The organism is Hyella patelloides LEGE 07179 (assembly GCF_900659865.1).
In the GTDB taxonomy this organism is placed as follows: domain Bacteria; phylum Cyanobacteriota; class Cyanobacteriia; order Cyanobacteriales; family Xenococcaceae; genus Hyella; species Hyella patelloides.
The window spans coordinates 1-7,998 of the sequence record NZ_LR214073.1 but is presented as its reverse complement, the minus strand read 5'-3'; the positions used below and the strand labels follow the sequence as shown (position 1 = coordinate 7,998).

At 32.5% G+C, this 7,998-nt stretch carries 8 protein-coding genes; 2 read left to right on the top strand and 6 right to left on the bottom strand.

Going from position 1 to position 7,998, the window contains the following annotated elements:
- Nucleotides 1–127: 127 nt before the first annotated feature.
- On the top strand, nt 128–397 hold the full coding sequence (locus H1P_RS28860) for a hypothetical protein (protein WP_144874236.1): 270 nt from the start codon (nt 128–130) through the stop codon (nt 395–397).
- 439 nt (nt 398–836) lie between these two features.
- Here H1P_RS28860 and H1P_RS28855 read toward each other — a convergent pair whose 3' ends face one another.
- From H1P_RS28855 to H1P_RS28845, 3 genes are all read right to left on the bottom strand, one after another.
- Nucleotides 837–1,958, bottom strand: coding sequence for a hypothetical protein (locus tag H1P_RS28855; protein ID WP_144874234.1), 1,122 nt, complete (start codon nt 1,956–1,958; stop codon nt 837–839).
- Between the two features lie 16 nt (nt 1,959–1,974).
- The gene (locus tag H1P_RS28850; protein WP_144874232.1) at nt 1,975–2,418 is read right to left on the bottom strand and encodes a putative Ig domain-containing protein; all 444 of its coding nucleotides are present in this window, start codon (nt 2,416–2,418) and stop codon (nt 1,975–1,977) included.
- Between the two features lie 953 nt (nt 2,419–3,371).
- Nucleotides 3,372–5,087 (bottom strand): helicase HerA domain-containing protein, encoded by a 1,716-nt coding sequence (locus H1P_RS28845; protein WP_144874230.1) that lies wholly within the window; start codon nt 5,085–5,087, stop codon nt 3,372–3,374.
- A gap of 295 nt (nt 5,088–5,382) precedes the next feature.
- On the opposite strand from H1P_RS28845, the gene H1P_RS28840 reads away from it, so the two are divergent.
- On the top strand, nt 5,383–5,784 hold the full coding sequence (locus H1P_RS28840; protein WP_246142002.1) for a cupredoxin domain-containing protein: 402 nt from the start codon (nt 5,383–5,385) through the stop codon (nt 5,782–5,784).
- Between the two features lie 116 nt (nt 5,785–5,900).
- Here the strand turns inward: H1P_RS28840 and H1P_RS28835 are convergent, their stop codons facing one another.
- From H1P_RS28835 to H1P_RS36675, 3 genes are all read right to left on the bottom strand, one after another.
- Nucleotides 5,901–6,188, bottom strand: coding sequence for a hypothetical protein (locus tag H1P_RS28835; RefSeq protein ID WP_144874226.1), 288 nt, complete (start codon nt 6,186–6,188; stop codon nt 5,901–5,903).
- A 96-nt stretch (nt 6,189–6,284) separates the two neighbouring features.
- Nucleotides 6,285–6,629: a low molecular weight protein tyrosine phosphatase family protein gene (locus H1P_RS28830; protein ID WP_144874224.1), complete on the bottom strand. Its 345-nt coding sequence runs from the start codon at nt 6,627–6,629 to the stop codon at nt 6,285–6,287.
- 5 nt (nt 6,630–6,634) lie between these two features.
- Nucleotides 6,635–7,998 (bottom strand): tetratricopeptide repeat protein (locus tag H1P_RS36675; RefSeq protein ID WP_186376203.1); only part of this gene is annotated, 1,364 nt, incomplete at its 5' end.

The window sequence follows — 7,998 nt, the reverse complement described above, 5'->3', positions numbered from 1 at the left end:
TCTTTTCTCACTCCGCAGAGGCGTTTAAACTCCCGATCTCTTAGATGTTTTACTTTTTTATAGGTCATAGTTTTTCTTCTTACTGACCTATTTATCTCTTTTTTATTAGACTTTTGCAAGAGGTCTAATGTTTTTTGTCAATACAATTGAAAACTTAAAATTTCAGAAATCCCAAACCCATGATTTCCAAAATTTAGAAAAGGGTGTTGATTATTTGGTTAATTTCGTTGAATCTGGTCAATTTGCTACTCTGACAACTACTGTGTGGGTAAAAATAGGAGACATCATAGTATTGCCATACCAAACAAAAGCCACCAAATATTATGCCAAAGCTATAGATAATTATTGGAATGACGATAGCATTCAAGCTATTAGGCTCAGCAAATTACGTGAGTAAAAACAACGCTCTACAGTTATTGATAAAAATCAAAGAATTTGACCATGTCTGCGATCTTGAAAATAGCGAGCAGAAGCTTGATGCTTCCTAGCCAAAAAAGGGTGAGCAAAAAAGACTGTGGAAAAATTATAGTTTGCTCGCGATCGCATTTTTCAATTATAGTCAGTCATTTCAAATAGTTTAAGTACTTACCTGGTATTGAAGAATTTACAAAAGGATATCCTGCGGTACTAATTTTAAAATTTATTGCGTCTCTTGGATCGACAAATGCCATAATTCCGATAACTTCGTCCTCATTAAGCAATGTATTATCAGAACTTAGAGTAAGTAGCGCAATGTCGTTGTTTGCATCCTGCTGATCTGGTTGATCGTAATTAGCAGGAAAAAGAATGGTATCTGTGGTGATAAATGAAATTAGAAAAGGGTTTTACACTATATTTCAAATAACTGGCTTAATGCATAGCTTTTTTCCAGTATTAGTATTTTGAATAGTTGTGAGAAGATTATTCTTGACTAAAGCATGACTTACATTTTTTTGTTTCTTAATCAAACGAGGTTGGGCGTTTTCATATAGATAAAATATTTCGAGAAAAGTACTATCATTAGTGCCTGCTATTGCATGATGCATTCTTGTTAAAATATTTCCATCTAAAGATAGTGTTCCATAACCATCGATAAACATTGTGTTGTTACTTTTTAAAGCTTTAATCATTGTTTTCGATGATGAACTACTGATTGCGGTAACTCTGTTAGGTAAACTTTCACCAACCACAGCAAATTGGTCGGAAATTGCAATAGTTGTTCCCAAAAGAACATTAGGAGCAGATAGTAACTCTGTCTCTTTTTTCAAATTATCTAAGTCAAATAACCATGCACCTCCTTCTTTATTAATTGATGGTGCTGCAACTAAAAGTAAATTATTGTTAATTGCAATATCAAAACCAAATCCTCTATTTTGATTGTTTTTCGGTTCTGATATGCGAATTATATTTCCATCAAACAATACATTTACAATACTTTTCCCTTGTTGTATTTGTTCTTTTTGCGATGTCAGAAAAAATTGTTTTTCTAAATCAGCATCTACTAAAGAACCAAAAATTACCTCCTTGTTTATAGCATCAATACGATCTACTTTTATTTCTCGATCCAGTTTTGTTTGATAAACTGCTTCCGCGAATGAATTACTAAAACTCTGCTGCAAATCTTTTGAGCTATTCACTTCTTTTTTTGTGTACTTTGTAAAAGAACCAATTACTAAGGTATATTGATCCAAAGAAACATCAAAACCAAATCCAGAACCAAATTTGTATGCAGCAGAATCCTTTGGAGGTAAAACATTTTTTGATCGAAACCATTTACCACGATCATTCCGACTATAAATAACTACACGATTAGCTTTTGGGTCGCCCACAGCTAGGTAATTATCACTCATAGCTAAAGAAGCTCCAAATGAATTGCTATCACCTGGTTGTAGATTAAAACATTGTTTTGATAAATCAATTTGACAACCGCCGATCGATAAACAAGCAATGCTTACAATAAATAGTTTAATTACTTTCATAAAACCAAATTATTGACTACAATGATATTTTTCTAGAATAACTAATAACTTTTAGTTGGTAACTGCCAATATTTTCTGTCGCAGCATTAAAAGTAAAAGTACGATTAGTTGGGTCGAATTGAATCCAATCAGGTAAGACCGTATCATTAGCTAAAGTGGCACTATAAGTAAGACCATTACCGAGATCGTCGCTAAAAGTATTTTCTGGTATAGTAAAACTTGATTCTACATTTTCAGTAGTCGTAAACTCAGTAAGTTCATTTTCAATAGCTGGTGCGTCATAAATTTCGCGATCGCTATTATTCAAAGAATCAGAATTAATATCTTCAATTACAAGAAAATCAGCTTCATCAGGAATAAAACTATTAAGTCCCAAACCCGATTCTGTTATCAAATTCCTAGTTGATGTTGGTTCATCATTTAATAAATCATCATCAAAGATATTATAATATTGGTACATGAATATACTAGAGTTTCAACTTTACTTTATAAAATAAAAAAATAAATAATTAGTTATAGTTAAAAACTATTAATCACTTAATTGTAAAGATTAAAATATAGTTTGCAAGCAGTAGAGCCACGAAAATAATTAACTAGCAAATTCACCTAAAAAATTATGACTCTTCAGTTCATAATATGCTAAATAGTAAGTTAATAAATTAAATAATCGAACAAATAACTTAAGTATATTTTAAGGTAAAAGACTAATATAGATAAGTTAGAGTCCGAGTAAATTGTTACTTCAAGTTAGATAATTATTGGTACAAAATAATAATTATCAAGAAATGACATTAGCATCAAAGGCAAAGTTACTAACCGACCTCCTCAACCTGGAATCAGTTAGAGTAACAAAGTATCAAAATCTATCAGGAATTGGTCTGATATTGCATCTGGAAATATTAACAAAAGAAGCCTATTGCAGTAGCTGTGAAAAAAACTAGGGTGGCAAAATAAATTGGATTAATTTAGTCTCCAATTTTTTGTATTTTTATTTGACGTCTAATGTGAATTAAAACTGCGTTTTAAATAGCTGGAACTATGAAACTAAGGCTGTTCGAGTTTTAGTTAAACAATCGCACAATGAAAAACTACACCGAGGGACTTTTTCTGGTTAATTCTTTCAAGCTTATAGCTTATAGCAAGCGAGCTGATAGCTACGAACTAGTCAACTCTCAACGAAGCTAATTCACATCAAGTGTATTTTATTAAAGTTTAATAGCTTGTTGAGAAAAATACTAAAGGAGAAGTTTATGAAAGGTAAGTCTTCAATAGAGCCTTGGGACAACTTGAACAGAAACAAGTCGCTAAAGACCTAACTTTTCTCTCCTTTTAGTAACTTCTATTTATCATAACCTAAATAATCTATATTGAATATTGGAAATACTATATATACTGATTTAGTGTAACATCCGTCTAGAATCCTAAATCGGCTTTGGCTAATTCAGCAGCAGCAAATACTGCTCCATCATCTTCTTCTTCCCAATCAAGAATGCCAATTTCCTTATAAAATTGGGCATCATAAGCGCGAGTTCTGACTACTACTGGCATAGGTACAGCATGACCTAAAACTAAAGCCTGTTGTTTTGAATCGAGTTTGGCTAAAACCGATCTGAGATTTTGACCCCCTGAAACCCCTGTAAAGATAGCATCAATATCTTTTTCATCGTTGAGTAAACAAGTTACCCGCGTCCCGATTTGAGACATGACTTCGTTATCAATTCCCGAAGGTCGTTGATCGACTACGAGAAGAGTTACAAAGTATTTTCGCATTTCTCTAGCGATAGTACCAAAGATAGTTTGATTGACAATACCTGGGTCTAAAAAGCGATGCGCCTCTTCAATAGTAATCACTAATTGGTTAGGTCGGTCTAAAGGATTTTTAGTTTGTAAGAATTGATCGGCTTTTTTAACATAACTAGCATGGATGCGTCGGGTAATCATGTTAGTTGCCAACATATAGGAAAGCATATTCGATTGCGAGCCAAATTCGATAATGATATTTTTTCCCGCATCCAGTCTTTGAATTAATTGATCTATATAGTTGTGGGGACAAGCTGAACGAATATACTTGAGAGTATCAAAGCGGAGTAGTTTTCGTTGCAAAGACATAATAGAGCCTGGATGTCCTTGTTTTGACTCACAGAAAAGTTTGATGTCTTCATTGGTCATATTCAGCAAACGGACAATCCACTGTCTGCCATATTCATTAAAGAGAATATTAGCATTATCGATCGCAGCGTCGGAAAGTCCCAATTCTCTAGCAACTAATTTTAAGTCTTCGATTTCGATTTGGTCGTAACTTAAATATAATTCTTGAGCATCCCTAACACCACGACGTTTAGTTGATTCGGGGTCGAGAGTATAGATATCTACCTGTCCAGGAAATAGCTGACGTAAACCTTTAACAGTGCTGACTTGCTTTCCTTCCTTCATGGCTTCCCAGCCATACTCCGAATGCATATCAAACATCAAGTTAACCGCAGCACCTTTTTTAATTACTCCTGAAAGTAATAGACGAGTTAAAAAAGACTTTCCTGTTCCAGACTTACCAAAGATACCATTACTACGTTCGACAAAGCGATCTAAATCGATACAGATAGGAACATCCATATCCAGAGGTTCACCAATAGCAAAATTACGTCGATGGGGGTCATCTTCCCAACCAAATACCGAGCGAAAATCCCTCTCTGTAGCTTCGTAAACGGGACTAAAATGAGTGGGAATAGTTTTTACTGGTAATAGTTGCAATTCACTATTAGTATCAAAACCCAAAGAAGCTAACTTATTATTAGTCTCCTCTACAGAAAAACTTTCCTTTCTCTCCTCTGCTGTAGCAGTGGGGGTAAACATTAACATCGGTGCAATCTCAATTGTGCCATAAGTGCCACTGCCTGCTAAAACATCTCGTAAAAAACTATCTTCAATTGCAGGGGGATTTGCTAAAATGCGATCGCTTGCTGTACCTAAGCTAACATCAGTTAATAAGCAGAAAAATCGTGACCTAACCCCTTGGACAACTAAAAACTTGCCGACTCGCATATCCTCTACAGAGACATCGGGATACAATCTAACTTCTAAGCCTTTAGTTAACGAACCTTGAATAACTGAACCTAAAGGGAGATCGTTCATAAACAAATGACTAATCTTAATAATTCTTGCTATTGGGTTTATTGTGACCGATTTGGGTGAAAATGGTTAGTTTTTCCTACTAAGTTCGTAATTGAATTCAAAGTATGTAAAATTAATTTACTTAACTTTATATATTTTTATAAACCATAACAAATGAATTGATAAAAATTGTTTTTCTGGGAATTCAGACAAAATTATAATCGTAGTTAACTATACAGTTGCTATTTTCAATACCATGAATCTAATCAAGCAATGTTTTCACCGTAAGCTCTGGCAAATAATAACCGTATTATTTATGATAGTCATTTGTCATAGCTTCTTAGTCATCCCAACAGCTTTAGCTAATTCCCAGATTAAAGAAATTAAAGTTAGTTTAGGCAATAGTCAAGGAGAATTAAGGTTCTTTCCGAGTTCGCTGCAATTTGAAACAGGTCAACAGTATAAATTACTTTTAGATAATCCTAGTCCCACAAAACATTACTTTACTTCTAAAGATTTTGCTGATGCTAGTTGGACGAGAAAAGTCGAAGCAGGAAAAGTAGAAATTAAAGGAGCAATTCACGAATTAGAATTAAAACCTGGTTCAACAGCAGAATGGGTTTTAACACCAATGAAATCAGGGAAATACGAATTACATTGCTCTGTTGCAGGTCATACTGAAGCAGGAATGATCGGAAAAATTATAATTAATGATTAATGATTAATGTCTAATGTGAATTAGGAAAAGATGGATATCTTAAAGTATATTTATCTATATAATAAGAAAAATTTTCTTTTCTTGATTCACAATACATAGCCATTAATTTTAATAGTTTAATTAATAGGTATTGCTCTAATAACTAAAGTTAGAATACTGGTAGTAACTGCTACTATAATAGGAATAATTAAAGACTTTGTTCCTTTAAGGTCTACTACATCAGTAGTCAGTGTTTTTTGAGTATCTTTAAGAGCGCTTGTTGTTTTATCTACGTTTTCTACTTTTACTTTAATTTCAGCCTGACCTACTTCTAACTTATTGAGACGTTCATCTATTTTTTCTAATCGCTTATCTAACTTATTGAGTAATTCTGCTATGTCTGTTTGTATAATTGGGTTACTCATTATTTGATGCTAGCTGTTTTAATATTATCTATATGATGAGATTAGAATAATTGTACCAAAAACAATCTAAAAAAACCTACACAGCGTAATTACTTGTTACTCAAGATTAGTAATATTGTTTAAAATATCTTCTAGACTGGTTTCAATAATTGATATTAATTCTCGATCCATATATTGATAATCATCAGGAATATCTAATACAATAATTTGTGGTAATTCAAGATAGTTATATTCACTAATTATTCTTTTTTTATGTTTGTTTTCCATTACTAAAATTAAATCAGCCCAATTAATATTCTTTTCTGAAATACGTTTTATTGCACTAGCACTCGTTCCCGCAGAGCGCACATTTAACCTTATATCATGACGATAGATTGTTTCTGCTGTAGGACTACGCCATTTATTTTTAGAACAGACGAATAAAATATTTAAACGATTCATTATTGTCAATTAATATTTTTCTCTAATTGTTGCTTGATATTTATAATTTGTGTCATTAACTTTTGCTTTTCTTCTTGTTCGGTTCTAGTTATCATTTTTATTGCTAATCCTTGTTCGATATATTTTTGAGCTTTATTGTTGTTACTAGCTTCTAATTCTAATTCTGCCAAAGAAACACAAGCAGGTAAATTATCTCGATATCCAATAGATAGATTAAAATGCTGACGCGCTTGCATAATATTTTCGACTATTTTCCAGTAAAAAGTACCAAATTCATATTCGTACTTAGAGTTTTCTGATGAATCTTCTTGATACTTTATAGCTTGCCTGAAATGATGAATAATAGGATTATAAACATTACTTCTAGTTTGTTTATAATTTTTAATTTTTTCTATATGGCACTGAGCTAAATAAAGATGAGCTAAAGAGTGTGTTTTTTTTATTTTTAGTAATGGTTCTAAATATCGATCCATTGCTTTTTTCCACTGCGAAGGTCTTTTCCAAATAAGCAGTCGAGCGTAATTTAAACAAGCAAAATTGTATGTATCTTCTAGATCGTAGCCAAACTCGTCAATACAGTATCTACTGTTGTTAATAGTTCTGAGATAAATTTTTTCTGCCTTATCCAGATCTTCATATTCTCGGAAAAAATTAGCTACCAAAACTTTACTATGCCATTTACGTTTTGGTAAGTCAGAATCAGCAATAAAATCGGCTAATTTATAACAAGTTTCTATTTCTAAATAATCTTGAAAGTAAAAAATAGAGCAAGCTATTGTATGATTATTAGGATACTGTTTTAGTGCTAATTGAGATATTTGCTGTATAAATTGAGAATTATTCTTTACATGATGGTGTACTACGGGAAGAAAAGCATTCCATAAACATTGCTCTATCTTATTTTTCTGCTCTATCCATTTCCATTGAGTATTAATAATCAATTGAATATCTTCAACTAGCTTTGATTCTCTTCCAACCAATGATAAATATTTTACTCGAATATTGTTATCTTTAGTATGGCTTTCTAACCAATCGGTAATAACATAAATTGCTTTTTCTTTTTGCTTTTCTGTGCCACATTGTTGTACTAAATCTAAATATTTTTCTCGAACCCTAGTATCTTCAGGATGCGTTTCTAACCAATCATTTGTTGTAGTCAGAATATTTATTATCTGTTCTGGCGTTCCGTGTCGCTCGATCAATCCTAAATATTGGGAGCGAACATTAGTATTCTCAGGATGTGTTTCTAACCAATCATTTGTTGTAGTCAGAATATTTATTATCTGTTCTGGCGTTCCGTGTCGCTCGATCAATCCTAAATATTGGGAGCGAACATTAGTATTTTCAGAATGTTCTTGTAACCAATCAT